Origin of the sequence: Actinoplanes sp. NBC_00393 (assembly GCF_036053395.1) — a bacterium.
In the GTDB taxonomy this organism is placed as follows: domain Bacteria; phylum Actinomycetota; class Actinomycetes; order Mycobacteriales; family Micromonosporaceae; genus Actinoplanes.
The window spans coordinates 1,586,793-1,613,247 of record NZ_CP107942.1; the positions used below are offsets into that span (position 1 = coordinate 1,586,793).

Genomic DNA, 26,455 nt, shown 5'->3' on the forward strand with positions numbered 1-26,455 from the left:
TCCGGCCCGGTCCGCCCTGGCCCCGGGCCAGTATCACCACCCGGGTCAACCGGCGGCGGGCTGTCCGCCGACACAGAAGCGGTTGCCCTCAGGGTCGGCGAGCACCACATAGGGCACCTCGTCCGGATGACGTTCGCCCGGTTTCGGGTAGTACGGCCAGTCGACGCGCTGGGCGCCCAGCCGCACCAACCGGTCCACCTCGGCGTCCAGGTCGCCGTGCTCGATCTGCAGGTCCAAGTGCACCCGGGGCAGCTCCTCGGCCGGGCTCGAGCTGGTGTCCATCGCGATGGCGGCGCCGGCCACACCCGGCGGTGGCTCGATCACGATCCAGTCGTCGCCGTTCCAGCGGGGCGGACGCCGGACGTAGCCGAGGGCGTGGGTCCAGAAAGCTCCGGCCCGGTCGGGATCCTGCACACCGAGCGAGATCTGCGCGATCACTGCCATCGGCCGATGCTAACGGGATTGTCAGACCCTGGCCGTAGTGTCACGGGCATGACTGAGACGCACACCCTCGCCCTGCCCGGCGTCGATCTGGTCTATGACGTCCGCGGCCCGCTGCCGCCGTCCGGCGGGCGCCCGCCGCTGCTCTTGATCGGCCAGCCGATGTCGGCGGAGGGCTTCAACGCCCTGGCCGCGCACTTCACCGACCGCACGGTGATCACCTATGACCCACGCGGGCTGGGCCGCAGTGTGCGCAAGGACGGCCGTGACGACCACACGCCGCAGCATCAGGCCGCCGATCTGCACCAGTTGATCGAGGCGCTGGGCGCCGGCCCGGTCGACGTGTTCGCCAGCAGCGGTGGCGCGGTGACCGCCCTGGAGCTGGTGGCGACCCACCCGCGCGACGTCGTCACGCTGGTGGCGCACGAGCCACCGATGAACGGTGTGCTGCCCGACGCCGAGGGGGCCGACCGGGCCCGGGCCGGGTTCCACCAGGCTTATCAGGAGCGCGGCTGGGGTGCGGGCATGGCCGCGTTCATGGCGATGACCATGTGGGAGGGCGAGTTCACCGACGCCTACTTCGCCCAGCCCGTGCCCGATCCGGCGGCGTTCGGCATGCCCGCCGAGGATGACGGCAGCCGCGCCGACCCGTTGCTGTCGAAGAATTCGTGGGCCGTCAGCGACTACCGGCCCGACCCGGCGGTGCTCGCCGCCGCGCCGACCCGGGTCGTCATCGCGGTCGGCGAGGAGACCGGCAACACCTACACCGCGCGCACCGCGCATGCGACCGCAGCGCTGCTGGGCCAGGAGGCGACCGTCTTCCCCAGCCACCATGGTGGTTTCCTCGGCGGCGAGTTCGGTTATGCGGGCAAGCCCGACGAGTTCGCGGTGAAACTTCGTGAGGTGCTGGGCGGCTGAGAATCTGAAAGTCACCGGGTCCGGGTGTCATCAATCGGTGCGGGCGGAGGCGTTTGGCTACCGTGACGTTCGAAGAGTTCGTATCCGCCCGCCTCACCAACCTGGTGCGCTACGCGACGGTGGTCACGTGGGATCCGCATCTGGCCGAGGACATCACTCAGAACGTGCTGGTGCGGGCGCAGGCGCGATGGCCACGGATAAGCCGGATGGACGCGCCGGAGCTGTATGTGAAGCGCATGCTCGTCAACGAGTTCCTGTCGTGGCGGCGGCGCCGGGCGGCCCAGTCGGTTCCGCTGTCCGGTGAGTTCCTCGCGGGGTTCCTGCCGGCCGCGCCGGATCCGACGGCCCAGCGTGACGACCGGGACGCGATGTTGCGCCTGATCGCCACCCTGCCGCCCCGGCAACGGGCGGTGATCGCGCTGCGCTTCTACGAGGATCTGCCGGTAGAGGAGATCGCGGACATTCTCGGCTGTCGAACGGTCACCGTCCGTACCCATTTGATGCGTGCCCTGGCAGCCCTGCAGAACGCGCTGCCGGCCACGCTGGTGACCACCGGGGAGCCGTCGTGACCAGGGAATTGGAAGATCTCATCCGGGCGACGCAGGAGCGTCAGGCGGACCGCGCCGTGCCCGCCGAGCGGATCCTCGCCGCGCTGCCGCAGCAGGCCGGCCGGGTGCGCCGCAACCGCCGGTTCGGGATGCTCGGCGCCGGCCTGGCCGCGGCAGCCGTCGCCGCCGCGGTCACGGTGCCGGCGCTGGCGTTGCGCGACAACGGCCCCGCCGGGACCGCCATTGATCCGGCCGCCACCGCCGGTGCGAAGACGCCAGACGGGACTGCCGGTGCGCACACGCCGGACGTGACCGGCGGTTCGACGGCGCCGGACGGTGCCGCCGACCCGGCCCGCAAACCGGTCGAGGGCGCCGCCGACCCGGGTGCCAACCCGGCCACCGATGTGCCACCCGAGATCGCGCTCGGTTACCGGCCCACCTGGGTGCCGTCGGGATTCGCCGAGCACCTGCGGCACTTCGACGGTGGCGAGCCGGGCGACGCCATGGGCCCGACCCTCATGCGGGTGTGGAAGCGGGACGTGGCCGCCGGCGACCCGTGGGGCGGCAGCGAACTCACCCTTTACGTCCGCACCGAGGCGCGCGACGCCGCGGCCGGGATCGACAACAGCGGCCAGAAGGTCGACGTCAACGGGGTGCAGGGGTATTACACCGGGGCCCAGGGCGATCGGAAGTCGTCGGTGAACTGGGCGCTCGACGACCGTACAGCGCTGATTCTCGCTGCTAGCAAGATCGATATCAGCAAGAGCGACCTGCTGCGGATGGCCCGCTCGGTGCGGCCGGATGCGGGTGTCTCTTCGGTCCCGGTGCGGTTGAGCTGGCTGCCGCCGGGCTGGACGAGCTCCGGCATCGACGTCAGCGGGCAGTCGGTGGGCGTGTGGCGCGGCTACGTCTACGCCGTCGAGCGTGGCCCGATGCCGAGCATCAACGCCAGCAACAAGCACGATAGGGAAAGCGTGACCTCGCAGAGCGGCAGCCTCACCGTCGAGGTCGGCACCACCACCGACGCGCCCGACGGCGGTGACACGTTGACGGTGGCCGGCCGCCCGGCCCGCAATCCGGTGCGTTCCGACGAGGCCGGCAAGGACCTGGTGTATCTCGTGGTTGAGCTCGACAAGGGCCGGCTGATGACACTGGTCGGCTCCGGCATCACTCGGGACGAGGTGAAGAAGGTGGCCGAGCAGGTCGCGATCACTCCGACCGGGCTGGACTGGCTCGGTAAGTGACCCCAGTGGCTTGATCGGCCTGGCGCTCGCCAGGCCGATCAAGCACTCGGCCGTGCAGGCCGAGCCGCGGGGCATCGGTGCGGCTCAAGCCCGGAGGCTGATGCTGCGCCAGGCCGAACGGCGGCCCGGTGACCTCAGCCCCTCCTGCTTGGCGCGGGTGGAGGCGGACGCTCGCCAGGGCGAACGGCGACCCTGTGGCCGGAGCTCTGCCTGCTTGGCTCAGGCCGGGCTGATGCTTGCCAGGCCGATCAGGTTGCCCTCGGGGTCGGTGAACTGGCCGACGACCAGGTCGGTTCCGGGGGAGCGGACCGGGCCCAGCACACGCTTGCCGCCGAGGGTCTCGGCCTGGTCGAGGGCCGCTTCGACGTCTGGCACGTTGACGTAGAAGAGTGTGTGCGGGCGGAAGCCAGGCCCGCCACCGACGCCGCCGGGGATTGTCTCGCCCTCGGTGAAGCCGTAATTGCCCGCCTCGGAGACCTGCGGGGCGACCGGTCCGCCAGTGGCGAACTCCCAGCCGAACAGGTCGCCGTAGTAGTCCCGGAGCTTGCCCGGATCGGTGCCGATGATTTCGAAGTGCACGACCGGCTGTCCCATGGGTACTCCCTTAGTTGTAATTAACAACTGGACACTTGTAATTTAGCACTGTGCCGACCAGCCGGAGTTACGCCGACGCCTGCGGGATTGCTCGCGCCCTTGACGTGGTGGGGGAGCGCTGGGCCCTGCTGCTTGTCCGGGAACTGCTGCTCGGCCCGCAGCGCTTCTCGGATCTGCGGCGTGCGCTGCCCGGCGCCAGCTCGAACCTGGTCACCGACCGGCTGCGCGAGCTGCAGGGCCGGGGCGTGATCAGCCGTCGCCGGCTGCCTCCGCCGGCCGCCTCCGATGTGTACGAGCTGACCGCCTGGGGCCGCGAGCTGGAGCCGATCCTGCTCGCCCTGGGCGGTTGGGGGCTCCGGGTGCCGCGCCCGGCCGGCTCAACGCTCAGCGCCACCTCGGTCCTGCTCTACCTGCGCGGCTCGATCGACCCGGGCGAGCACACCTACCGGGTTGAGCTGGACGACCGGATCTGGACGGTCCGGTCGCCGGCCGAAGAAGGGCCGGCCGAAGAAGGGCCGGCCGAGGAAGAGCCGGCCGAGGAGGAGCCGGCCGGCGAGGAGGGGGTCGAGCCGGGCATGGTGGGCAAGCCGGGCAAACCCGGGCCGGGTGAAGTCGGGCGTGCGGCCGGCCGCGTGGCGGTCGAGCCGGGTGAGCCCGCGCGCGCCGACGGCTCGATTCGCACCGACCCCGAGACCTTGAACACGCTGCTGGACGACCCGGGGAGACTGGCTGAGCTGGTCGCCGCCGGGCGGGCCGAGGTCAGCGGGGACGTCACGGCGCTGATCACCCGGGTGCGGGCGGTTTGATCCGGCGATCACGCGGGCACGCCATCACCGACAGCGATGACCAGGAGGTTTGCGATGCCCGCGCGTAAGGACATGCCGAGCACTCTGAAGCGGTCGCCGAAGAAGGCGCAGAACACCTACGTGAAGGCGCACGACGCCGCGGTCGAGGAGTACGGCGAGGGGGAGCGGGCGCACCGCACCGCGTTCGCCGCGGTGAAGCACTCGTTCGAGAAGGTCGGCGACCACTGGGAGCCGAAGAAGAAGAAGGGGCCGAGCGACAAGAAGGCCGCCGGCGGCCGTGACACCAAGGCCAAGACCGCCGAGGGCGTCGACGCGAACGCCAGCAAGCAGCACCTGAAGGACGTGGCGAAGAAGCTGGACATCAGCGGCCGCTCCAAGATGACTAAGCCGGAGCTGGTGGACGCCATCCAGAAGGCCAACAAGAAGGCGAATCGCAAGAAGTCATGACCTGGCGACGTCCACCTGCGACAGCGGAGTGTTCGCCGGTCCCTGGATGACCGAGCCGTCGATCCCGAACCGGGAACCGTGGCACGGGCACTCCCACGCCGTCTCGGCATCGTTGAAGTGCACGATGCAGCCCAGGTGCGTGCACCGCGCCGAGACGGCGTGCAGGCCGCCGGCGTCGTCGCGGTAGACCGCGCAGTGCCGCCCGCCGATCCGGACCACCGCGCCGGCGTCCGGCCCGATGTCGTCGACCGAGTCCACGTGCGACGGGCGGAGCCGGTCACCGACGAAGTGCCCGGCCACCTTCGCCTGCAGTTTCAGCATGGAGCCGGCTTCGCGGGCCAGGTTGAGCCGGCGCGGGTCGTACAGGCGGGTCCAGGGCGGTTCGGTGCCGGTGATCAGCGCGGCGAGCAGTTGCCCGGCGAGGACGCCGGTGCTCATGCCCCAGCCGCCGAAGCCGGTGGCGACGTACACCCGGGAGGTGCCGGGGTGGAAGCGCCCGATGAAGGGCACCTTGTCGGCGGAGGTGTTGTCCTGGGTGGCCCAGCGGTACTCGATCGGCGTACCCGGAAAGCGGTCCTGGGCCCAAGCCGTCAACTTCTCCCAGTGCTCGACCACCCCGTCGGTGCCGGGCGTGAAGTGTTCGCCGGTGACGATGAGCAGGCGCTGCCCGTCCCGGTACGGCGCGGTGCGTACTGATCTGGTGTTGTGCTCGGTGGTGATGAAGACGCCCTGCGGGTCGAGTTCCGCGGGGATCGGCCCGGCCACCACGAGTTCGCGGCGCGGTTCCATCCGGGCGAACAGCAGTCCCCGGTCGAACACCGGATAGTGGGTCGCGATCACCACCTGCCGCGCCGTGATCGTGTGCCCGGCCTCGGTGGTGACCGTGCACGGGTCGCCCTCGTCGAGACCGGTCGCCCGGGTCCGCTCGAAGATCTGCCCGCCGCGCGCCGCCAGGTCCTCGGCGAGCGCAAGGAGGTACTTGCGGGGGTGGAACTGCGCCTGGTTCTCCACCCGGATCGCGCCGGCCACCGGGAACGGCAGCCCGGTCTCGGTGACCAGCGACGCGGCCAGGCCGGCCTCGGTCGCCGCTGCCACCTCGTCGCGGATCGCGTCCAGCCCGTCCGGTGACTCGGAGTACGTGTACGCCGGCACCCGCTCCAGCTCGCAGTCGATGTCCAACCGGGACGCCACCGCGGCCACCCGCTCGACCGCCTGCTGCTGCGACTCGCCGTAGAGCCGCGCCGCCTCCGGCCCGAAGGAGTCCCGCACCCGCGCGTAGATCAGCGTGTGCAGCACCGACAGTTTCGCCGTGGTGTAGCCGGTGACGCCGGCCGCGATCCGGTCGGCCTCTACCAGCACGACCCGCTGTCCGGCCTCGGTGAGCTCCCACGCCGTGCACAGTCCGGCGATGCCGCCGCCGACCACGACGACATCGGTCTCGATGTCGCCGGTCAGCGCCGGATAGGAGGTGGCTGCGGTGGTATCCATCCAATAGGACTCGAGCATGCCCGCCGTCTACCCCGGAGGATCCTCGGCAAACGACGAGGCAACCGACGAGGCAACCGACGAGGCGAACGAGGTGAGCACCAGATCGGCCCGGTCGCGGGTGGCGGCCACCCGGACCGCGTTGCGCTCGTCGGTACCCCCGGCCCAGGCGATCGCGGCGGCCTCGTCCTTGCCGAACTCGATGTGCCGCCGGACCAGGCGGCGCATCCGTTCGGCGGGGTCCAGGTCGACGTACCAGACCTCGTCGAACGCCTCCCGCACGGCGTTCCACCGTGGGTCGTCCAGCAGCAGGTAGTTGCCCTCGCTGATCACCAGCCGGGTGGATCTCGGCACCGGGATCGCCCCGGCGATCGGCTGCTCGAGGGTGCGTTCGAAGCCGGGGGCGTACACGATCTCGTCCTCGCCTTCGCGGATCCGGCGCAGCAGCGCGGCGTACCCCCAAGGGTCGAAGGTTTCCGGGGCGCCCTTGCGGTCACGCAGGCCGAGCCGGTCCAGCTCGGCGTCCGCCAGATGGAAGCCGTCCATCGGCACGTGCGCGACGTCCGTGCCGAGGCCCTTGATCAGGGCCTCGGCCAGGGTGGTCTTCCCGGCGCCGGGCGGGCCGGTGATACCGAGCACCGCGCGCCCGCCGGCGGCGAGCTTGCGAGCGCGCTCCAGCAGGGCGTCGTTCATGAGGGGTACGCGGTGAGCTGTCCGGAGATGTACGCGTGAGCGTGCCGGGCCAGATCCGCCCCGTCGGTCCACAGGTTCCGCCAGATCGCCAGGTCGTTGGAGAGTCCTTCCATGACGACGGCCGACGAGAACGATTCGAAGGTGATCGGCCCGGTGTAGCGGATGTCGCGCAGGGCGTGGAAGAACGACGTGAAGTCGAGGTGCCCGGAGCCGAGGTAGCCGCGGTGGTTCTCGCCGATGTGCACGTAGCCGAGCCGGTCGCCGACCTCGTGCACGGGCCGCACGAAGTCGTCCTCCTCGATGTTCATGTGGTAGGTGTCGAGGTGGATCAGCACGTTGTCCTCGCCGATGTCGTCGGCCAGCCGCAACGCGTCGTGGGCGGTGTTGATGACGTTGGTCTCGTAGCGGTTGCAGATCTCCAGGCCGAGCGTCATGCCGAGCCCGCGCGCCTCCTTGGCGAGCTGGGACAGCACGGTGACCACGTTGCGCCGTCCGGCCTCGGTGAGCGGCGCGGAGTACTTGCCCAGGGCGCTGTAGAGCGCGCCGGTGAAGTGGGTGCCGCCGAGGCCGTGGGTGATCTGCAAGGAGTCGTGGAGCAGTTGCTCACCCTTCTTGACCACCGCGGGGTCGTCGCTGGAGACGTCGGCGTCGAAGGCCAGCCCGCGAGAGCAGGCGATCTGGAGGCCGGCCTCCTGCAGGGCGGCCCGGGCGTCGGCGACGTCCAGGTTGAGCGAGTCGTGCAGGGAGAGCTCGAGCAGGTCGAAGCCGGCGGCTGCGGTCTGGGTGACGGCGTGCCGGACCGAGGCGGGGGAGGTGTCGCCGGTCCAGACGAGGGCGTGCACACCGATGGGGTTGTCAGGCATTCAGGGCTCCTGTGATGAGGGCGACGATCTCCTCGCCGGTGGTCTGATCGGTGCGGCGGCCGCCGACGCAGCGGCCGGCGCGCATCACCCACACCTGGTTGGATAGGCGCATGACCTGCGCGAAGTTGTGACTGATCAGCAGGACGGCGTGCCCTTCGTCGCGCAGCCGCAGGATGAGTTCCTCGACCCGGGCGGTCTCCTGCACACCGAGCGCCGCGGTCGGCTCGTCCATGATCACCAGGCGGGAGCTGAACCCGGCCGCCCGGCAGATGGCGACGGCCTGCCGCTGCCCGCCGGAGAGCCGCCGGATCCGGTTGCGCACGGCCGGCACGTTGACGGCGAGCGTGGAGACCATCTCGCGGGCCTGTTTCTGCATGCCGCGCTTGTCGAGGACGGCGAACGGCCCGATGCGGTGCACGAGCTCCCGGTTGAGGAACAGGTTCTGCCACACGGTCAGGTCCTCGACCAGCGCCAGGTTCTGGTGGACGGTCTCGATCCCGGCCTCGCGGGCGTCCTCGGGTGACTTGAAGTGCAGCGGCTCGCCGTCCATCGAGATGGTGCCGGCGTGCGGGCGATGGATGCCGCTGATGCAGCGGACCAGGGTGGACTTGCCGGCGCCGTTGTCGCCGACCAGCGCAGTGATCTCGCCGGCCTTGATCTCCAGCGAGACGTCGACCAGGGCGCGGACGCTGCCGAACGACAGCGAGACGTTGTCAACGTTGATCATTTCTGGAACCTCGTCAAGAGTGCGGCCAGGACGACGACGAAGCCCACGGCGAGGGGCTGGTAGAACTGCGAGACGCCGAGCAGGGTGAGCCCGTTGGTGAGGGCGGTGAGCAGCAGCGCGCCGATCACCGGGCCGAGGATGGTGGCCCGCCCGCCGAGCAGGCTGACGCCGCCGAGGACGACCGCGGCGACCGAGTTGAGCAGGAACGACGTGTTGGAGGCGGGTTCGGCCGCGCCGACCCGGGCGATCAGCAGGATGGCGCCGACCCCGGCGAGCAGGCCGGCGATCGTGTAGACGGCGATCTTGATGCGGGCGGTGCTGATGCCGGTCGCGGTGGCCGCTTCGGCGGAACCACCGGTGGCCAGCACATGGGTGCCGAACCGGGTCCAGAACAGCAGCCCGTGCGCGGCGACCGCGAGCACCGCGGCGATGATGACCGGCCAGCCGAAGATGCCGATCCCGCCGGTGGCCAGCTTGAGCAGGAAGGTGTTGACGATGGTGACCGGCTTGCCGTCGGCCAGGATCAGGGCGGCGCCGGACGCGGCTGACAGCATGCCGAGGGTGACGATGAAGTCGGTGATCTTGCCCTTGGCGATGATCGAGCCGTTTATCAGGCCGGCGGCGCCGGCCGCGACGACGGCGGCCAGGCCAGAGCCGAGCACGCCCCAGCCGGCGGTGTACGTCTGCCCGAACACGACCGCGCCGAGGGTCATCACCGAGGCGACCGACAGGTCGATGCCGCCGGTGGCGACGACGAAGGTCTGACCGAGCGCCAGGACCACCAGGATCGCGGCGGCGACCAGCATCGAGGCGATGTTGCCGGTGCTCAGGAAGGTCGGATTGAGGATCTGGAAGACGACGACCAGCAGCACCAGGCCGACGGCGGCGGCCCACTCGGCCCAGAAGCCGAGGTCGGTGAGGCGATGTGTCCAGGATTGTCCGGCAGGCTTGACGGCGGTGGCGGTCATCGCTCAGCCCACCAGCGACTTGAACGGGTCGGCGTACTCACCGAACGGCTTCGGGGTGGCGGCCAGCGCCTTCTCCGCGTTCTCCGCGGTGACCACCTCGACCGGCGCCTCCACGTTGGGCGGCAGGGTGGCGCCCTTGGCGGCGGCCTGGCAGGCCTCCATGCCCATCTGCCCGATCGCGTACGGGTACTGCGCCACGGTCGCGTCCAGCTGCCCGGCCTTGACCGCTTCCAGCGCGTCCTTGATGCCGTCGACGCTGATCACCTTGACCTGCCCGGTCTTCCCGGCAGTCGCGACCGCCCGGGACACGCCGAGACCCATGTCGTCGTTGGCGACGAAGAAGCCCTTCAGATCCGGCTGGGCGCGCAGGATGTTGGTGGCCTGGGTGAGGGCTTCCTGCCGCTCCCAGTTCGCCGCGACGGTCTGGACCAGGGTCAGCTTGCCGGTGGTGGCCTTGGTGAAGCCCTCGATGCGGGCGCCGGAGGTGACGTCACCGGCGATGCCGCCGATCGCGGCCACGTTGCCCTCGGGCACCAGCTTCAGCATCTGCTCGCCGGCTTTCTCCCCGGCGGAGACGTTGTTGGTGCCGATGTACGTCGCGGGCGTCGCGTTGGCGGCCTTGGCAGCTTCCGCGTCGACCGGGCTGTCGATGTTGACGATCGTCTTCTTCTGGGCGGCGAGCTGGGCCATGCCCTGGATCAGGTTGGTGCCGGAGATCGGGTTGACGATGTAGCACCCGTAGTCCTGCCCGGCCAGCCCGGTCAGCTTGTCGGCCTGCCCGGTGGTGTCGGTGATCGAGGTGGCGGCCTGCACGGTGACTTCGGTCCCGGAGGCCTTGGCCTGGTCGTTGATGCCGCTCTCCATGGTCTGGAAGAACGGGTTGTCGAGGCCCTTGATGACTGCCGCGACCTTGGGGTTGCCGGCGGCGCCGGAGCTGCCGTCATCGGCGGAGTTGCAGGCGGTGATCAGGGCGAGGGCGGCGACGGTGGCGCCGGCGGCGACGCCCCGGCGCAACGCGGTGCGTGGCATGGGAGGGGTCCTTCCGGAGGGGGTTTCGTCGATTGAACGCTCGACTTATGACGGCTGTCAAGCAAAAGGTGCGCACCTTTCGTTTAGTGAGTGAACGTAATAGGATCGCGGCGTGTCCACGACCGCGTCGCCACTCGCCGTCGCCGGTCTCGGCGACGTGCTCCAGCTCTTCCGCACCGAGCCGACCCTGACCCGCGCCGACGTCATAGCCCTGACCGGCCTGTCCCGCTCGACCGTCAACCAGCGGCTCGACGCGCTGCTCGCCGCGGCGCTCGTCGTGCCCAGCGGCGAGGGCGCCCCTACCGGAGGACGCCCGGCCAGCCGGTTCGCCTTCAACAGCGACCGTGGTGTGCTGCTGGTCGCCGACGTGGGCGCGACCGGGATGCGGACCGCCCTGTGCAACCTGCGCGGCGAGGTCCGGCACGAGCGGGAGCAGCCCATCGACGTGGCCAGCGGGCCGGAGCCGGTGCTCACCGCGGTCGACGAGGCGTTCCGGGCGCTGCTGGCCGAGGCCGGGCGGTCCGCGGGCGACGTGCACGGCATCGGCATCGACGTGCCCGGGCCGGTCGACTTCGACAGCGGGCAGGTGGTGAGCCCGCCGATAATGAGCGGCTGGGACAGGTACGACATCCGCGCCTGGTTCGCCGGCCGCTACGACTGCCCGGTGCTGGTCGACAAGGACGTCAACGCGATGGCCGTCGGGGAGCATCGCAGTGTCTACCCGGAGGTGCGGCAGTTACTCGTGGTCAAGGTGGGCACCGGTGTGGGTGCTGGGATGATCATCGACGGCGAGGTGTTCCGGGGCGCCGACGGCGCGGCCGGCGACATCGGGCACATTCAGCTCGCCGTCGGCGACACCGACAGCGAGCCGGTCTGCCGCTGCGGCAACACCGGGTGCGTGGAGGCGTACGCGGGTGGGTGGGCCCTGGTCCGTGACCTTGAGGTCTCCGGAGTCCAGGAGGCTCTGGCGCTGATCCGGACCGGTGACCTCGACGCGGTCCGGCTGGCCCGGCGTGCCGGGCGCATCCTCGGCCACGCCATCGCCGACGCGGTCAGCCTGCTCAACCCCAGCGTCGTGGTGATCGGGGGGCAGCTCGCCCAGATCGAGGAGCAGCTGTTCGCCGGCATCCGCGAGATGGTCTACCGCCGTTCCCTGCCGCTGGCCACCCGGCGCCTGACCATCGTGGCCACCACCCTCGGCCCGCGTTCCGGCCTGGTCGGCATGGCGCTGTTGCTGGTCGACAGCATCTTCGCGGCGCATCGCATCGACAGTCTGATCGCTCGGCAAGGTTGATTCGCCCGCAAGCGGGCAAGCACCACACATGCGAGCTTTGACATGGCAGGGCACGGCGAAGGTCTCCGTCGAGACCGTGCCCGATCCCCGGATACAGGAACCGACCGACGCCATCGTGCGGATCACCTCGACCGCGATCTGCGGCTCCGACCTGCACCTCTACGACGTGCTCGGGATGTACATCGACCAGGGCGACATCCTCGGTCACGAGCCGATGGGCATCGTCGAGGAGGTCGGCGCCGAGGTCACCCACATCAAGCCCGGCGATCGGGTGGTGATCCCGTTCAACATCTCCTGCGGGCACTGCTGGATGTGCACCCGCGGTTACTTCGCCCAGTGCGAAACCACCCAGAACGTCGACCAGGGCAAGGGTGCTTCCCTGTTCGGCTACACCAAGCTCTACGGTCAGGTGCCCGGCGGCCAGGCGCAGTACCTGCGGGTGCCGCAGGCCCAGTTCGGCCCGATCAAGGTGCCCGACCACCACCCCGACGAGCGCTTCCTGTTCCTCTCCGACGTGCTCACCACGTCGTGGCAGGCCGCCAAGTGGGCCGACATCGAGCCCGGCAGCACCGTCTTCGTCACCGGCCTCGGCCCGATCGGCCAGATGAGCGCCCGCATCGCGCGCCACCTCGGCGCCGGCCGGGTGATCGCCTCGGACAGCGTGCCGGAACGCCTGGAGATGGCCCGCCGCAACGGCATCGAGGTGCTGAACGACTCCGAGGTGGACGTGCCCGCCGCGGTCCTGGACCTGACCTCCGGCCGGGGCGCGGACAGCGTCATCGAGTCGGTCGGCATGGAGGCGCACGGTTCGCCGATCCAGGCGGCCGCGGTCAAGGCGGCCGGCATGCTGCCGGACAAGCTTGCCCGCAAGGCGGTCGAGACCGCCGGGATCGACCGGCTGGCCGCGCTCAACACGGCCTTCGCCGCGGTCCGCCGGGCCGGCACGGTGTCGATCATCGGGGTGTACGGCGGGAACGCCGACCCGATCCCGATGATGGACCTGTTCGACAAGGGTGTGACCCTGCGGATGGGCCAGGCGCACGTGAAGCGCTGGGTCGACGACATCATGCCGCTGCTCACCGGCGACGACGACCCGCTCGGCGTGGACGACCTGGTCACCCACCAGCTGCCGCTGGAGGAGGCGCCGCACGCCTACGAGATCTTCAAGCACAAGGAGGACGGCTGCATCAAGGTGGTCCTCAAGCCGTAGGCGGCGCCACCTCGACGAGAGTGCCCTCGGCAGCCAGGCGCTTGACCCGCTGCTCGCCCCAGGCGCCGAGCGCGCCGAGGGCCTCGTTGAGCGAGACGCCGTCCGGCGTCAACGAATACTCCACCCGGGGCGGCACCTCCCGGTAGATCTCGCGGTGGACGAGCCCGTCCTCCTCCATCTCGCGCAGGTGCTGGACCAGCATCTTCTCGCTGACCCCTGGCAGCGCCCGGCGCAGCTCCCCGAAGCGCCGGGTCCGGTAGTTGTCCAGCTCCCAGAGGATCAGCGACTTCCACTTGCCGGTGACCACGTCCATCCCGGCGTCGATCCCACAGATGTACGGCCCGCGCCTGCCCATGCTTACCTCCAGGTAAGTACCGCACTATTTAGTGGGTACTTGTTCGGCCTGACGGTACTCGCGAACCATGAGGGCATGTCAATCTTTCTGGGCCTGGGAGCGATGGGCACGGCCCTGGTCGGCCCGGCGCCGCGCTCTTCTGCAGCGGCTCGGAAGCCGTCTTCACCGAGCACCGCGAGGAACTGAGGAGCACCCGATGAGCCAGGAACCAGTCACCGTGATCGGTCTCGGCCCGATGGGCCGGGCCATGGCCACCACCCTGCTGCGTGGCGGTCACCCGACGACCGTCTGGAACCGTACGCCCGGACGCGCCGACGACCTGGTCGAAGCCGGAGCGACGCTGGCGGCCACGCCGGGTGACGCGGTGGCGGCCAGCCCGGTGACCATTCTGAGCCTCACCGACTACGCCGCGATGTACCAGATCCTCGACGGCGCCGACCTGACCGGCCGGGACCTGGTCAACCTCAGCTCGGACACCCCTGACTCGTCCCGGGAGGCTGCCGCGTGGGCCGCCGGGCGCGGCGCCCGCTTCCTCACCGGCGGCATCATGGTGCCGGCCCCGGCAGTCGGCAACCCCGGGGCGTACGTCTACTACAGCGGCCCCGGCGAGCTGTTCATGGCCCACGAGGCGGCGCTGCGACTGATCGGCGAACCGCGCTACCTCGGCGCGGACCCGGGCCTGGCCCAGCTCTTCTACCAGGCCCACCTCGACGTCTTCCTCACCGCACTCTCCGGCCTGCTGCACGCGACCGCCCTGGTGACCGCGGCGGGCGTCCCCGCGTCGGACTTCCTGACCGACGCGATGACCACCCTCACCGACATCCCGGCGATGGTCGGCAGCGGCGCCGAACTGGCCGCCGTCCTGACGGCAGGCGAACACCCGGGCGACCTGAGCAACGCCCTGATGATGGGCGCCACCGCCGACCACATCCTGCGCACCAGCGAGAAGGCCGGCGTCGACCGCGAGCTGCCGGCCGCGGTCAAGTCGCACTACGACCGGGCGATCGCGGCCGGCCTCGGCAAGCGCGACTGGACCGCCCTGTACGAGGTGATCAGGGCTCGGGGCTGAGCGGGAAGCAGCCGGCGAACGGGTCGGGCAGCTGCCGCCAGGCGTCCGACCCGTCGGCCAGCTCGTCGTCGCTCAGCAGGCAGGCGTCCAGCAGGCCGGTGATCCAGGTGTGGTCCAGGTGCAGGCCGATCAGGGCGAGGGTGGTCTGCCGGTCGCCGTAGTACGGGTCCCAGTCCAGGTCGGCGGCGAGCCGGCGCTGGTCGCTCGTCTCGGTCCAGCGCTCCACCGGCAGGGCGGCCAGCCAGTAGCCGAGCGTGCCGAGGCTGACCCCGCCACCGGCGCACTCGAAGGCGAGCACCGCGTCCGGCTGGCTGGCCAGCCAGAACTGGCCCCGCCCGCGCAGGGCGTGCTCGGTCAGCTGCTCCAGGGCGTCGTGCAGGCGCTGCGGGTGGAACGGCCGGCGGGTCCGGAACAGGATCGAGGCCACCCCGTCGGCGTCCGGGTCGTGCACGGCGATCGGGCGTCCCTCGAGCGCCAGGCCGAGCATGCCCGGCCGCTCCGGGTCGTGCCGGCCGGTGCGCCGGACGTTGGCGTGCAGCGCGGTGCAGTCCAGCGTCGGCGACGGTCCCACGTGGACCTGCACCGCCCACGGCGCCAGCCGGTGCACCAGCGTGGCGAGCCGGTGCGACTCGTGCTGATCGGTGTCCGGCCGGTTCCAGAGGATCACGGTGTCGCAGAACTCGACCTGGTGCGCGACCACCTCGGCGACCGCGCGGTGGTCGTCCTCGGCGGCGTGCAGGTCACGGTGGCGCAGGTCGTCGGTGCTGGCCAGGTCGTCGAGGAAGCGGTCCGCGTCGACCACCGTCACATACGAGTCGAACCGCAGCGCGTCGAGCACCGGCGCGCAGGCCGAGGCGACCGCTTCCGGTTCCACCGTGGAAGGCAGGACGAGCAGGAGATCACTGCCGGGACGGGTACGCGCGAGGCGTACCAGGGTCGGCAGCACGTCCTCGCGCAGCGTGCAGGAGACACAGCCGTGCTGGAGTTCGACGTCGGCCTGCCCCAGGACGGCGGTCGCGGTCTCCACCCGGCGGCGGACCACGCCGTCGCGGATGTCGGCGATGTCGTGGCCGACCGCGACGAGACGCTCGTCGGCGATCAGCAGGGCACGGGCGGCGGCCTGCACCGCGCCGGGGGAGAAGCCGGACAGCACGGTCACCGCTGTCCGTTGGTCCACCGGCGCGGGCAGCACTGGGGTCATCGGGTTGCTACTCACCGCCCCATTGTTATTGGAAACGGTTTTCATTGTAAAGTCGCCACCATGTCCAACGTCTGCGACGTGACCGGCAAAGCGCCGAGCTTCGGCAACGCCGTGTCCCACTCACACCGCCGCACCCGGCGCCGCTGGAACCCCAACGTCCAGCGCCGCCGCTTCCGCCTCGCCGACGGGCGCACCGTCCGGCTCAACGTCAGCACCACCGGAATCAAGATCATCGACCGGGACGGCATCGACTCGGTCGTGGCCCGGCTCCGCGCCCGCGGGGTGCAGATCTGATGGCCAGGAGCACCGACATCCGGCCCGTGATCAAGCTGCGCAGCACGGCTGGGACCGGCTACACGTACGTCACCCGCAAGAACCGCCGCACCAACCCGGACCGGCTGGTGCTGCGCAAATACGACCCGCTGGTCCGCCGGCACGTCGACTTCCGGGAGGACCGCTGATGGCCCGCCGCAGCCTCACCGAGCGTGAGAAGCGCCGCACCGAGCTGGCCGGCCACTACGCCGACCGGCGCGCCGAACTGAAACGGCTGATCTCCGCACCCGGCACCGACCCGGGCGTGCGCGCGGACGCCGTACGCCGGCTCTCCTCCCTGCCCCGCGACTCCAGCCCGTCGCGCCGTCGCAACCGTGACCAGATCGACGGCCGGCCGCGTGGCGTGCTCTCCCGCTTCGGCCTGTCCCGGGTCCGCTTCCGGGAGCTGGCGCTGCGCGGCGAGCTGCCCGGCGTACGCAAAGCGTCCTGGTGAATCCCCGGGCGGGCCGGACCGATGAGTTCCGGCCCGCCCGATGGTCCTACCCCGGAGGGACCACTTCGAGGAGGAACCATGCGCAAGGTCGTGCTCTACTCGCTGCTGTCCACGGACGGCGTCGCCGAGTCCCCGGACGACTACGTGTTCGACTGGGACGACGTGATGGACGCCAATCTCGCCGAGGTCATCGGCACCCAGGACGCGGTGCTGCTCGGCCGGTGCAGCTACGACGAGTGGGCCTCCTACTGGCCGGCCGCCGAGCACGAGCCGTTCGCGAGTTTCATCAACGGCGTCCGCAAGTACGTCTTCACCGCCACCGAGCCGGACGTGCCGTGGGCCGGAACCACGGTGGTGGCCGAGCCCGCCGCCAAGTACGTCCGCGACCTCAAGGAGCAGCCCGGCGGCGACATCGGCGTCCACGGCAGCATCCGCCTGGCCCGCTCGCTGCTCGCCGCCGACGTCGTCGACGAGTTGCGGCTGGTCATCGCGCCGACGGTGCTCGGCCACGGCCGCAAACTCTTCGAGAACGGCGACTCCCAGCGCCGCCTCACGCTCACCCGGGCGCAGGCCACCCCGTCCGGGGCGGTCCTGGCCGACTACACGGTCCGGCACTGACGACATAATGGCGCGGTGGACGTCGACCTTGCCCTGATCGGATTCGGCGGCGCCACGTCGTTGCTGCTCAGCGCCCTCGATCGGCGTGGGGTACGCGGGCTGCGGATCGCCACGGTCGACCCGGAGCCGGCACACGGCCATCACCGCACGTGGGCGTTCTGGACGGGTGCCGAGGACGAACTCGATCCGGTCCTGGACGCCGCCTGGTCGCAGGTCGATCTCTACGGGCCGTCCGGTTTGCGGCAGCTCGCGCTCGCGCCGATGCGCTACGCGATGGTCCAGTCCGGGCCGGTCTTCCAGCGCGCCGACGAGGCCGCGGCCCGGCTGGGCGTCAAGGTCGTCACGGCGAGCGCGGCCGCGCTCTCCGACAACGGCAAGATCGTCACGGTACGCGACGACGACGGCAAAACGATCATCCGGGCGCAGTGGGCGCTGGACTCGCGACCCGCCGCGCCGGCACGACCCGGGCGCACGTTCTGGTTGCAGCATTTCCGGGGCTGGTGGGTGCGGGCGGACACCGACGTCTTCGACCCGGCGTCGGCGATCCTGATGGACTTCCGGACCCGGCAGCCGGCCCACGGCGTGTCCTTCGGCTACGTGCTGCCGACCGGGCGTCGGACCGCGCTGATCGAGTACACCGAGTTCTCCCCGGCACGCCTCGACGACGCCGGGTATTCGCGGGCGCTCCGGGCGTACCTCCAGCTTCTTGATCTTCCGGAATTGACTGTCGAGAAGGTCGAGGACGGGGCGATCCCGATGACCGACGCCCCGTTCGCCGTCCGGCCGTCCCCGCGCGTGGTGCGGCTGGGCACCGCCGGTGGGGCGACCCGGCCGTCCACCGGGTACACCTTCTCGGCGATGCGGCGGCAGGCCGACCAGATCGCCGCCGCCCTGGCCGCCGGGGGCGATCCGGTGCCGGGTCCGGCGTACCCTCGTCGCCACCTCTGGATGGATGGGGTCGCGCTGCGCGCCTGGGACCGTGGCCTGGTCGCGGCCCCCGCGTTCTTCGAACGCCTCTTCACCCGCAACCCGCCCGACCGCGTGCTGCGCTTCCTCGACGGCCTCACCTCCCCGGCCGAGGAACTGGCGCTGATGGCCTCCACCCCGCTGCTCCCGATGACCCGCGCCGCCGCCGGCGACCTGCTGGCCCGCCTGCAAACCCGCAGCTGACCTCCACTGCTGCTTCAGCGGCTGGGAGGCGACGCTGGGGGTCAGCTCGTTTGCTCGGCTGACGCTCACTGTTGCTTCAGGGGCTGGGAGGCGACGCTGGGGGTCAGCTCGTTTGTTCGGCTGACGCTCACTGTTGCTTCAGGGGTTGGGAGGCGACGTTGGGCGTCAGCTCGTTTGTTCGGCTGACGCTCAATGTTGCTTCAGGGGCTGGGAGGCGACGCTGGGGGTCAGCTCGTTTGTTCGGCTGACGCTCACTGTTGCTTCAGGGGTTGGGAGGCGACGTTGGGCGTCAGCTCGTTTGTTCGGCTGACGCTCAATGTTGCTTCAGGGGCTGGGAGGCGACGCTGGGGGTCAGCTCGTTTGCTCGGCTGACCTCCACTGCTGCTTCAAGGGCCTGGAGGCAGCCCTGGCCGTCAGCCGAAAGGCGGGCAGCGGCAGGTGGTTGGGCGGCGGGTTGGTCAGGTGGGCGTTGGCAGGGGCTTGGTGCACAGGACGTCCGGCATCGGGAGGTAGCCGAGCGCCTGCCAGAAGCGCAGGCCGGCCTCGTTGTCCGGCATGACCAGCAGGTTGACCCGTGGACAGCCCAGCTTTTGCAGGCGTGACTCCAGTTCGGCGACCATGCGGGAGGCGAAGCCTCGGCGGCGGTGCGACGGGTCGACGGCGAGGCGCAGGATCCAGCCGCGCCGGCCGTCGTAGGTGCCCATCACGACCGCGACGACCGCATCGTCCGACAGGCCCACCAGGAACAGCTCGGGGTCGCGGGTCAGCTTTGCCGCCAACTCGGCGCGGGGGACGACCTCACGGCCGGCGGCGGCCCACACCGCGGCCACCGTGTCGTAGTCGGACCACTGGAACTCCCGGATCTGCAGCATGCCCTCATGATCCGCCATCGGGTGGCGGCGAGGCCTCTGCCATCGGGTGGCGGCGAGAGGCCATCGGGTGGCGGCGAGAGGGCTCCGCCGTGGGGTGGCGGAAGCGTCAGCGGCGGTTGCGGCGGCGGATGGTGATGATGCCGGCCACGATCAGCAGCACCGGAAGGATCAGTCCCCACATCAGATAGCCCATGGGGCCACGCTGCACGGCCGCAGCCGGCGGCGGATCACCCCGGCGGAGTGAGACTCATGACGGCGGAAGCGCCGGTGAAGTGCAGGAGCCAGCGGACGTGCGGGCGTACGCCGTCGACCGTGCAGGTCAGACCGGCGGCGGTGACCGTCTCGTGCACGGCCAGCAGGACCCGGACGCCCGCGCAGTCGCAGAACTCCACGCCGGACAGGTCGAGCACCACGCGGCGGCCGGGAGCGTCGGCGATCAGGCGTTCGAGGCGCCGGGAGAGCGTGGCACAGGCCTGCACGTCGATGCTGCCGGAAATCGCGATCGTCAGCACGCGGGCGGTGGACCGGGCGGTGATCGCCACCTCCGGGGGCTCCTCCAACCGGGCGTACGCCAGCAGGTAGTCCTCGAAACCGGTGTCATTGCGCATCCGTGCTCCAATGGTCGTTCGCACAGAGTAGGCGCATCGTGATGCTGTGCTAGCTGTTGTGCGCACCCACTATCCGGATCGCGCTCCGGGTTTGGCGGGCGGCGCTCACCCGTGCCGACGACGCAGCGTCTCGCCGGGCGGGACGTGGAAACGTGCCTGGTAGCGGGCCGCGAAGGCGGCCGGGCTGGCGAAACCCCACCGACGGGTGACAGCGTTCACCGACGTGTCATCCGGGTCGGCGGCGCGCAACTCGGCGTGGGCGGCCACCAGCCGGACCTCCCGGACGTACGCCATCGGTGTCATCCCGAACTGCCGCCCGAACTCGAGGCGCAGCTGGCCGTGGCTGATGCCCGCGGTCTCGGCGAGCGCCGCGACCGTGTACGCCCGGCGCGGCTCGGCGTGGATCGCGTCGACCGCCGGCAGGATGCTGCGCGGCGCGTGCCGCCACGGCACCCGGTCCCGCAGCCGGTCGCGGTACTGGTGGTCGGCGGCCATCAGCAGCGAGGTCAGCACCGCCTCCTCCAGCGGCGCGGCCACGATCGGCTCGTAGAACATGCTGTTCGCGTTCTCGATCTCCGCGCCGAGGAAGCGGACCAGGCCGGTGACCGTACGCCCGGCGGCCTGCCCGGCCTCGATCCGGCCGGACAGCCGGATGGTGTCGCGGACGGTGAGATCGAGGATGGAACTCAGGTGCGCCTCCAGTGCGAGCCGGTCCACCTTGACGGCGAGCAGGTGGCAGTCGGCGCTGGCGTAGTGCAGTTCGGTGTCGCCGACCGGCCGGTAGACCGCGGCGTGGTCCGGTCCGCCGCTGATCGGTCGCCGGCCCTGGCACGCCGAGAACCGCCCGGCCCGGGCCACGTTGACGTGGTAGCTGTCCAGCCCTTCGGTGACCCCGGCGACGGCTGCGCCGTACCGGACGTCGGCCACGGTCAGCGAGCCGAGGTGCAGGAACGCGAACCGGGCGTCCAGCATCGCCCCCGGCTCGAGCAGGCGCATCGACCGCGGGTACAGATGCTCGCCGCAGACCGCGCGGGCCTCATCCGGATCACGTGTCCGAACCGATACGGCCGGCCGGATATGGCCGAGATGTGAATCCATCGCCGTTAATGGTCGCCGGTGACCCGGAGTCCGGCAACCGGAACGCGGTTCAGCGGCGGACCCGGTAGCGGATGTGGGTGACCTCGGGCGTGTCGATCACCTGCACGATGTCGAGTTCGACGCGGGATTTCGCCGTGCCGAACAGCCGCTGCCCGCCTCCGAACAGCACCGGGATCTGGTGGATCTGGATCTCGTCCAGGACGCCGGCCTCCAGTGCCCGCTGCGCGGTGTAGGCGCCGTGCACCAGCACCTCACGGTCCCCGGCGGCCGCCTTGGCCTGCTCCATCGCCGACTCGATGCCGTCATTGACATACGTGACCAGCGGATAGTTCGCCACCGTCGGGCCGGGCGGGCGGTGACTCGGCACGAAGATCCGTACGCCCCGCCCGTGGTGGTCGCCGCCCCAGTGGTCGACCTGCTCGGCGGTGCGCCGCCCGACGAGGACCGCGCCGGTGGCGAAGACCCGGTCGAACAGGTCGCCGGCCGCACCTTCGGGCCGGGCGAACTCCCCGTCCGGCCCGAAGAACCACTCGTGCAGCCGCTCGAACCCGTCACCGCCGGGATTGTCCGGCCCGTCGTTCGGACCGGAGATGTAGCCGTCGAGAGACATCGACATGTAGAGGACTGATACCGACATAGCTTCGCTCCCTCTGGTCGTCCTGAGGCTAAGACCACCCGGCCCCGCGATTCTCATCGGTGCGGATCAGACCGGGACGGTCCGGCGGGGACGCAGGCCGGGCAGCGCGCAGGCCAGGAAACAGGCCGCGCCGAGGCAGGTGTTGGCGTTGGCGACGGCCACGTTGACCATCGAGTCGGTGCCGGGCAGCACGTAGGCGCCGAGAGCCGAGATGCCGAAGAAGATGCAGCCCAGCAGGTTCACCGCGGGCTGCCACCATCCGGCCGGGCCGCGCGCCGGCAGCCAGCCGTGACGATCAGAGGCGACGTACGCGATGACGCCGGAAACCAGGAAGCAGATGGAACCGAACGCGTCGGGCCGCCAGACCAGCCGGTCGTAGTCGGTGCTGGACATCGCGACCTGCAGCGCCTGGAACGTGGTGACGTTGAAGAACAGCGTCCCGGCCGACTGGATGAGCGCCGCCCACCACGCCGGCGCCCGCCGGTCGGAACGCGCACCCCACGTCTGCAGGGCGCCGCCGCACGTGAAAAGGATCGACCCGACGAAAAAGGTCACCGCGTCCGCGGTCGGCCCGACCAGGTCGGCGTACGCGGGTATCGGGCCGACGAGGAAACACGTCGACCCGAGGGCGAAGAACAACGCCATCCACATCGGGTCCATCGCACCGGTTCGAAACGGCGTGCGCCTCCCCCTCGGCGGATGACATCCTGGCCGCATGTCTCAGCGCGCCGTACGGATGATGTGCCCCCTCCCGGGGCTCGTCGGCATGCGCTGAAATCCGCTACCAGCAGCCCCTGGCGACAGGGACTGCTGGCCGGGGGCGGATCGGGGACTGTCATGACCTTCTACGTCACCACCGCCATTCCGTACGTCAACGCGGCACCCCACCTCGGCCACGCCCTGGAATTCGTGCAGGCCGACGTGCTCGCCCGGCACCGGCGCCTGCGCGGCGACCGGGTGCGTTTCCTGACCGGCACGGACGAGAACGCTTCGAAGAACGTGACCGCGGCCGGTTCTCGGGACGTCGCCTCGTTCGTCGCAGCGAACGCCGCCCGGTTCGCCGCGCTGGCCGGCCCGCTGTCGCTGTCCTTCGACGACTTCATCCGGACCAGCAGCGACCCGCGGCACCGCGAAGGTGTGCAGGCGCTGTGGCGGGCCAGCGCTGCCCGCGGCGACTTCGACCGGCGCAGCTACGAAGGCTGGTACTGCACCGGCTGCGAGCAGTTCTACGACGCCGCCGGGCGCTGCCCGGAGCACGGTGCGGCTCTGGAGCAGGTGACCGAGACGAACTGGTTCTTCCGGCTGTCCCGCTATGCCGGCGCCGTCCTCGACGCGCTGGAATCGGGGCGGATCCGCGTCGAGCCGGCCGCCCGCCGCAACGAGGTGCTGTCGTTCGTTCGGGCCGGCCTGACCGACATCAGCGTCTCCCGGCCGGCCGCACGGTCCGGTGGCTGGGGGATCCCGGTGCCGGACGATCCGGAACAGGTCGTGTACGTCTGGTGGGACGCGCTGGCCAACTATCTGACCGCCGATCCGCAGCGGTGGGCCGGGGCGGCCGAACGCGTGCACGTCATCGGCAAGGGCATCGTCCGGTTCCACGCTGTGTACTGGCCGGCGCTGCTGCTCTCCACCGGTCACCCGTTGCCCACCGCGATCTTCGTGCACGACTACCTGACCGTGGACGGGGCGAAGATCTCGAAGAGCGCCGGCAACGCCGTCGATCCGGGGCAGTTGGCGGAGAGGTACGGCGACGACGCCCTGCGCTGGTGGCTGCTCCGCGACGTCGCGCGGGTGGGCGACACCGACTTCACCGAGGAGCGCCTGCTCACCCGGTATCACCAGGATCTGGCCAACGGACTCGGGAACCTGTTACGGCGTACGCTCGCTCTGGTCTCTCGATCTTCTTCCGTTGTTCCTGGTGAACCGCTCGGGCCGGACCTGCCGGAGCGGATCGACCGGGCGCTGGCGGCCTTCGACTTCCGGGCCGCGACCGGCGCGATCGTCGATGTCGTCACCGAGGCCAACCGGTACGCCGAGCGCGAGCAGCCGTGGAAACTCGCCGACCCCGGCCCGGTCCTGGCCCGGCTCGACGCGACCTGCCGGCTGCTCACCCGCGAGGTGGCGCCGTTCCTTCCCACCGGCGCCGCCCGGCAGTTCTTCCCCCGGATCCGGTAGCGACATTTCTGTTGTCGCGCGCCGGCGGCGGCATCTACTGCTGCGGACCTCCGGCTTTCCCCGGCCGGGGCACATCCCCTCGGAAGGAGCTTCATGCTCAAGAGAACGAAGATGATGATCGCCGCCGGCGCGGTCGTCGTGGCCGTGCCGGTCGGCATGGTGGCGATCTCGATGATGCCGGCGGCCGCCGCGGTGGCCCCGGTCGCGGGCGGCGTCTACACGCTGGCGTCGGGAGCGAGCGGCAAGTGCGTCGACGTCACCGGCGCGTCCACTGCCAACTCGGCCCTGCTCGTCCAGGTCGCCTGCAACGCGGCCGCCACCGACCAGCAGTGGAAGGTCAGCGCCCAGTTCAATCTGGCCAACGTCAACAGCGGCCGGTGCATCGACGTGCCCAGTGCCTCGACGGTCTCCGGCACGCAGCTGCAGCAGTACGGCTGCGGCGACGGACTGAAGACGAACCAGCAGTGGACCTTCACCGCGTCGTCGGCGGCGTCCGGGAAATACCTGGTCAAAAGCGTGGCGACCGGGTTGTGCATCAGCAACAAGGACGGGTCGACGGCCGGCAACAACCCGATCGTGCAGGAGACCTGTTCGGACATCTCCCGCATGCAGTGGTCCTTCAGCTACGTCTCCGGGCCGACCACAGCGCCCACCTCTGCGCCGCCGGCCAACGGCCGCCAGATGGAAGACCTGGACCGAGGGCTGATCAGCGTACGCTCGGGAAGCGCGAACCTCGTGTCGTGGCGCCTGCTCGGCACCGAAGCCGCGTCGACCGGGTTCAACGTCTACCGGTCCGGGACGAAGCTGAACTCCTCGCCGATCACGAACTCGACGAACTACCTGGACTCGGGTGCGGCGGCGAACGCGTCGTACACGGTCCGGGCGGTGGTGAACGGCGCCGAGCAGGCCGACTCGCCGGCGTCGCTGACCTTCGCCAACGGCTACCTGGACGTGAAACTGCAGGTGCCGCCGGCGGGCAGCGACTACACCTACTCGGCCAACGACGCGTCGGTCGGTGACCTGGACGGCGACGGCGACTACGAGATCGTGCTGAAGTGGGATCCGTCGAACGCCAAGGACAACTCGCAGTCCGGGGTCACCGGGAACGTGTTCGTCGACGCGTACCGGCTGGACGGCACCCGGCTGTGGCGCATCGACCTGGGCCGCAACATCCGGGCCGGGGCGCATTACACCCAGTTCCAGGTGTACGACTATGACGGCGACGGCAAGGCCGAAGTCGCCATGAAGACCGCGGACGGCACGAAGTCCGGCACCGGCGTGGTGATCGGGTCGTCTTCCGCCGACTACCGCAACTCGTCGGGCTACGTCCTGAGCGGGCCGGAATACCTGACCATGTTCAACGGGCAGACCGGGGCCGCGATGTCGACGGTCAACTACACGCCGGCCCGGGGGACGGTTTCGTCGTGGGGTGACTCGTACGGCAACCGGGTCGACCGGTTCCTGGCCGGCACCGCGTACCTGGACGGCCAGCGGCCCAGCCTGATCATGGCCCGCGGCTACTACACCCGCGCGGTGGTGGCCGCCTGGGACTTTCGCAACGGCACGCTGACCCAGCGCTGGGTCTACGACTCGGGCACCAGCAACACCGGCGCCTACGGGCAGGGCAACCACCAGCTGTCCATCGCGGATGCGGATCAGGACGGCAAGGACGAGATCATGTACGGCGCCGCGGCGATCAACGACGACGGCAAGCTGCTGTGGCGCAGCGGCCTCGGCCACGGCGACGCCCTGCACGTCGGCGACTTCATCCCGTCCCGCGCCGGCCTGGAGGTCTACCGCCCGTCGGAGAGCACCACCCAGCGCACCGACGCCATGCTCGACGCCAAGACCGGCGCGATCATCTGGTCGCACGCGGCCTGCGGCTGCGACAACGGCCGGGCGGTTGCCGGCGACGTGTACGCCGGAAGCGCCGGCGCCGAAGCCTGGTCCTCGTCGGTCGACGGCCTGTCCAACACTAGCGGCGCCAACATCGGCCGCAAGCCGTCCTCGACCAACTTCCTGGCCTGGTGGGACGCCGACCCGGTCCGCGAACTCGTCGACGCCACCCGCGTCGACAAGTACGGCACCAGCGGCGACACCCGCCTGCTCACCGGCTCCGGGGTGGCCTCCAACAACAGCACCAAGCAGACACCGGCGGTCTCCGGCGACCTGTTCGGCGACTGGCGCGAGGAGATCGTCTGGCGCTTGTCCGACTCGTCGGCGTTGCGCATCTACAGCACCCCGACGGTCACCGACCGGCGCATCACGACGCTGATGCACGACTCCCAGTACCGGGTGGCTGTGGCCTGGCAGAACACCGCCTACAACCAGCCGCCGCACCCGTCGTTCTTCCTGGGCAACGGCATGACCACGCCGCCCCAGCCCGCCATCTACGTCCGCTGACCCCTGGGGCTGGGCCCCGCACCCGCGGCTGACGTTCAGCGCTGCCTCGCACCTGAAAGGCGACGCTGGCCGTCGGCCGCGCACCCCGGCTGACGCCGAGTGCTGCCTCTGGGGCGGGGAGGCGACGCTGGGCGTCAGCTGTGTTGCTCGGCTGTCGCTGAGTGCTGCCTGTAGTGGGTGGGCGCGGCCGGCTGAGGTGGGCGAGCCCGGCCGGGC

Annotated in this window: 30 protein-coding genes; 15 read left to right on the plus strand and 15 right to left on the minus strand. The window is 70.6% G+C overall.

The window, feature by feature from the left end:
- Window positions 1–45: 45 nt before the first annotated feature.
- Window positions 46–444, minus strand: coding sequence for a VOC family protein (locus tag OHA21_RS07200; RefSeq protein ID WP_328471431.1), 399 nt, complete (start codon window positions 442–444; stop codon window positions 46–48).
- Window positions 445–492: 48 nt separating this feature from the next.
- Here OHA21_RS07200 and OHA21_RS07205 point away from each other — a divergent pair, with 48 nt between their 5' ends.
- The 3 genes from OHA21_RS07205 to OHA21_RS07215 all read left to right on the plus strand — a co-directional run bounded on the left by OHA21_RS07205 (window position 493) and on the right by OHA21_RS07215 (window position 3,151).
- Window positions 493–1,359: an alpha/beta fold hydrolase gene (locus tag OHA21_RS07205; RefSeq protein WP_328471433.1), complete on the plus strand. Its 867-nt coding sequence runs from the start codon at window positions 493–495 to the stop codon at window positions 1,357–1,359.
- Window positions 1,360–1,421: 62 nt separating this feature from the next.
- Window positions 1,422–1,928 carry a SigE family RNA polymerase sigma factor gene (locus tag OHA21_RS07210; RefSeq protein WP_328471435.1) on the plus strand — a complete coding sequence of 169 codons (507 nt, stop codon included), beginning with the start codon at window positions 1,422–1,424 and terminating at the stop codon, window positions 1,926–1,928.
- Window positions 1,925–3,151 carry a hypothetical protein gene (locus OHA21_RS07215; RefSeq protein WP_328471437.1) on the plus strand — a complete coding sequence of 409 codons (1,227 nt, stop codon included), beginning with the start codon at window positions 1,925–1,927 and terminating at the stop codon, window positions 3,149–3,151. Before OHA21_RS07210 ends, OHA21_RS07215 begins: the two co-directional genes overlap by 4 nt.
- Before the next feature lie 219 nt (window positions 3,152–3,370).
- Here OHA21_RS07215 and OHA21_RS07220 read toward each other — a convergent pair whose 3' ends face one another.
- Window positions 3,371–3,745 carry a VOC family protein gene (locus OHA21_RS07220; RefSeq protein ID WP_328471439.1) on the minus strand — a complete coding sequence of 125 codons (375 nt, stop codon included), beginning with the start codon at window positions 3,743–3,745 and terminating at the stop codon, window positions 3,371–3,373.
- A 50-nt stretch (window positions 3,746–3,795) separates the two neighbouring features.
- On the opposite strand from OHA21_RS07220, the gene OHA21_RS07225 reads away from it, so the two are divergent.
- Complete coding sequence (locus OHA21_RS07225; RefSeq protein WP_328471441.1) at window positions 3,796–4,551, plus strand: winged helix-turn-helix transcriptional regulator; 756 nt, start codon at window positions 3,796–3,798, stop codon at window positions 4,549–4,551.
- A gap of 54 nt (window positions 4,552–4,605) precedes the next feature.
- Entirely contained in the window at window positions 4,606–4,998 is a 393-nt protein-coding gene (locus OHA21_RS07230; RefSeq protein WP_328471443.1) for a ChaB family protein, read from the plus strand.
- Here OHA21_RS07230 and OHA21_RS07235 read toward each other — a convergent pair.
- The 6 genes from OHA21_RS07235 to OHA21_RS07260 are packed head-to-tail and all read right to left on the minus strand — an operon-like array spanning window position 4,993 to window position 10,763.
- Window positions 4,993–6,486, minus strand: a complete 1,494-nt coding sequence (locus OHA21_RS07235) for an FAD-dependent oxidoreductase (protein ID WP_328471445.1) — start codon at window positions 6,484–6,486, stop codon at window positions 4,993–4,995. The genes OHA21_RS07230 and OHA21_RS07235 overlap by 6 nt on opposite strands.
- Window positions 6,487–6,513: 27 nt before the next feature.
- Entirely contained in the window at window positions 6,514–7,176 is a 663-nt protein-coding gene (locus OHA21_RS07240) for a nucleoside/nucleotide kinase family protein (protein ID WP_328471447.1), read from the minus strand.
- Window positions 7,173–8,039 (minus strand): sugar phosphate isomerase/epimerase family protein, encoded by an 867-nt coding sequence (locus OHA21_RS07245; RefSeq protein WP_328471449.1) that lies wholly within the window; start codon window positions 8,037–8,039, stop codon window positions 7,173–7,175. Before OHA21_RS07245 ends, OHA21_RS07240 begins: the two co-directional genes overlap by 4 nt.
- Window positions 8,032–8,766 (minus strand): ATP-binding cassette domain-containing protein, encoded by a 735-nt coding sequence (locus OHA21_RS07250; protein WP_328471450.1) that lies wholly within the window; start codon window positions 8,764–8,766, stop codon window positions 8,032–8,034. The genes OHA21_RS07245 and OHA21_RS07250 overlap by 8 nt, the downstream gene beginning before the upstream one ends.
- A complete protein-coding gene (locus tag OHA21_RS07255; protein WP_328471452.1) occupies window positions 8,763–9,734 on the minus strand; it encodes an ABC transporter permease in 972 nt (323 codons plus the stop codon). The genes OHA21_RS07250 and OHA21_RS07255 overlap by 4 nt, the downstream gene beginning before the upstream one ends.
- Window positions 9,735–9,737: 3 nt before the next feature.
- Window positions 9,738–10,763 (minus strand): substrate-binding domain-containing protein, encoded by a 1,026-nt coding sequence (locus OHA21_RS07260; protein WP_328471454.1) that lies wholly within the window; start codon window positions 10,761–10,763, stop codon window positions 9,738–9,740.
- A gap of 112 nt (window positions 10,764–10,875) precedes the next feature.
- On the opposite strand from OHA21_RS07260, the gene OHA21_RS07265 reads away from it, so the two are divergent.
- A complete protein-coding gene (locus OHA21_RS07265; protein WP_328471456.1) occupies window positions 10,876–12,057 on the plus strand; it encodes an ROK family protein in 1,182 nt (393 codons plus the stop codon).
- 28 nt (window positions 12,058–12,085) lie between these two features.
- Complete coding sequence (locus OHA21_RS07270; RefSeq protein ID WP_328471458.1) at window positions 12,086–13,267, plus strand: zinc-dependent alcohol dehydrogenase; 1,182 nt, start codon at window positions 12,086–12,088, stop codon at window positions 13,265–13,267.
- On the opposite strand, the gene OHA21_RS07275 is transcribed toward OHA21_RS07270, so the two are convergent.
- Window positions 13,257–13,622 carry a winged helix-turn-helix transcriptional regulator gene (locus OHA21_RS07275; RefSeq protein ID WP_328471460.1) on the minus strand — a complete coding sequence of 122 codons (366 nt, stop codon included), beginning with the start codon at window positions 13,620–13,622 and terminating at the stop codon, window positions 13,257–13,259. The genes OHA21_RS07270 and OHA21_RS07275 overlap by 11 nt on opposite strands.
- Window positions 13,623–13,818: 196 nt before the next feature.
- Here OHA21_RS07275 and OHA21_RS07280 point away from each other — a divergent pair, with 196 nt between their 5' ends.
- Window positions 13,819–14,691 carry an NAD(P)-dependent oxidoreductase gene (locus tag OHA21_RS07280; protein WP_328471462.1) on the plus strand — a complete coding sequence of 291 codons (873 nt, stop codon included), beginning with the start codon at window positions 13,819–13,821 and terminating at the stop codon, window positions 14,689–14,691.
- Here OHA21_RS07280 and OHA21_RS07285 read toward each other — a convergent pair.
- Window positions 14,675–15,907: a CobW family GTP-binding protein gene (locus OHA21_RS07285; protein WP_328471465.1), complete on the minus strand. Its 1,233-nt coding sequence runs from the start codon at window positions 15,905–15,907 to the stop codon at window positions 14,675–14,677. The two genes, OHA21_RS07280 and OHA21_RS07285, sit on opposite strands and share 17 nt — an antisense overlap.
- Window positions 15,908–15,952: 45 nt before the next feature.
- Here OHA21_RS07285 and rpmB point away from each other — a divergent pair, with 45 nt between their 5' ends.
- The 5 genes from rpmB to OHA21_RS07310 all read left to right on the plus strand — a co-directional run bounded on the left by rpmB (window position 15,953) and on the right by OHA21_RS07310 (window position 18,446).
- Window positions 15,953–16,186, plus strand: coding sequence for a 50S ribosomal protein L28 (gene rpmB, locus OHA21_RS07290; protein ID WP_328471467.1), 234 nt, complete (start codon window positions 15,953–15,955; stop codon window positions 16,184–16,186).
- On the plus strand, window positions 16,186–16,353 hold the full coding sequence (gene rpmG / locus OHA21_RS07295) for a 50S ribosomal protein L33 (protein WP_328471469.1): 168 nt from the start codon (window positions 16,186–16,188) through the stop codon (window positions 16,351–16,353). The genes rpmB and rpmG overlap by 1 nt, the downstream gene beginning before the upstream one ends.
- Complete coding sequence (gene rpsN / locus OHA21_RS07300; RefSeq protein WP_328471471.1) at window positions 16,353–16,658, plus strand: 30S ribosomal protein S14; 306 nt, start codon at window positions 16,353–16,355, stop codon at window positions 16,656–16,658. The genes rpmG and rpsN overlap by 1 nt, the downstream gene beginning before the upstream one ends.
- 78 nt (window positions 16,659–16,736) lie before the next feature.
- Window positions 16,737–17,276, plus strand: coding sequence for a dihydrofolate reductase family protein (locus tag OHA21_RS07305; RefSeq protein ID WP_328471473.1), 540 nt, complete (start codon window positions 16,737–16,739; stop codon window positions 17,274–17,276).
- A 15-nt stretch (window positions 17,277–17,291) separates the two neighbouring features.
- Complete coding sequence (locus OHA21_RS07310) at window positions 17,292–18,446, plus strand: lycopene cyclase family protein (RefSeq protein WP_328471475.1); 1,155 nt, start codon at window positions 17,292–17,294, stop codon at window positions 18,444–18,446.
- Window positions 18,447–18,904: 458 nt separating this feature from the next.
- On the opposite strand, the gene OHA21_RS07315 is transcribed toward OHA21_RS07310, so the two are convergent.
- From OHA21_RS07315 to OHA21_RS07335, 5 genes are all read right to left on the minus strand, one after another.
- On the minus strand, window positions 18,905–19,318 hold the full coding sequence (locus OHA21_RS07315) for a GNAT family N-acetyltransferase (RefSeq protein WP_328471477.1): 414 nt from the start codon (window positions 19,316–19,318) through the stop codon (window positions 18,905–18,907).
- A gap of 227 nt (window positions 19,319–19,545) precedes the next feature.
- Window positions 19,546–19,926: an STAS domain-containing protein gene (locus OHA21_RS07320; protein ID WP_328471479.1), complete on the minus strand. Its 381-nt coding sequence runs from the start codon at window positions 19,924–19,926 to the stop codon at window positions 19,546–19,548.
- 105 nt (window positions 19,927–20,031) lie between these two features.
- Entirely contained in the window at window positions 20,032–21,024 is a 993-nt protein-coding gene (locus OHA21_RS07325) for an AraC family transcriptional regulator (protein ID WP_328471481.1), read from the minus strand.
- Between the two features lie 49 nt (window positions 21,025–21,073).
- Window positions 21,074–21,661 (minus strand): dihydrofolate reductase family protein, encoded by a 588-nt coding sequence (locus OHA21_RS07330; protein WP_328471483.1) that lies wholly within the window; start codon window positions 21,659–21,661, stop codon window positions 21,074–21,076.
- Between the two features lie 66 nt (window positions 21,662–21,727).
- On the minus strand, window positions 21,728–22,312 hold the full coding sequence (locus tag OHA21_RS07335; RefSeq protein WP_328471485.1) for a hypothetical protein: 585 nt from the start codon (window positions 22,310–22,312) through the stop codon (window positions 21,728–21,730).
- A gap of 186 nt (window positions 22,313–22,498) precedes the next feature.
- Here OHA21_RS07335 and OHA21_RS07340 point away from each other — a divergent pair, with 186 nt between their 5' ends.
- Together OHA21_RS07340 and OHA21_RS07345 are read left to right on the plus strand one after the other, a co-directional pair.
- The gene (locus OHA21_RS07340; protein ID WP_328471487.1) at window positions 22,499–23,836 is read left to right on the plus strand and encodes a methionine--tRNA ligase; all 1,338 of its coding nucleotides are present in this window, start codon (window positions 22,499–22,501) and stop codon (window positions 23,834–23,836) included.
- A 93-nt stretch (window positions 23,837–23,929) separates the two neighbouring features.
- Window positions 23,930–26,239 (plus strand): rhamnogalacturonan lyase family protein, encoded by a 2,310-nt coding sequence (locus tag OHA21_RS07345; protein WP_328471489.1) that lies wholly within the window; start codon window positions 23,930–23,932, stop codon window positions 26,237–26,239.
- The last annotated feature ends 216 nt before the right edge of the window (window positions 26,240–26,455 follow it).